This window comes from Ruminococcus sp. CAG:57, from assembly GCF_000435935.1.
GTDB classification, from domain to species: Bacteria; Bacillota; Clostridia; order Oscillospirales; family Ruminococcaceae; genus Hominimerdicola; species Hominimerdicola aceti.
In genome coordinates this window covers 20702-20921 of record NZ_FR890755.1, presented here as the reverse complement: position 1 = coordinate 20921, position 220 = coordinate 20702, and the positions used below count along the sequence as shown (strand labels likewise).

1 pseudogene is annotated in these 220 nt (G+C 45.0%); it reads right to left on the bottom strand.

The features are described from left to right. Window positions 1-12: 12 nt before the first annotated feature. Window positions 13-220 (bottom strand): annotated as a pseudogene (locus tag QVO88_RS08180) (hypothetical protein); the annotation flags it as partial.

Genomic DNA, 220 nt, shown 5'->3' with positions numbered 1-220 from the left:
TGTCACCTGAACCTAAGCCCTCTCCGCATTGTCATCACAACCGCAGTTCACACCGTTCTTAACATCATCAAATGCCTTCAGCATTTCCTCGGACGGCTTCTTTGTGCAAAGGCTCACAATAATGATAAGTATAAGACTTACCGCAAAACCTACTACCAATGAGTAAAGCCCGGTCCTGTCACCTAAAGTCTGTCCGTTTATAAGCGGTATGTAATCCCAT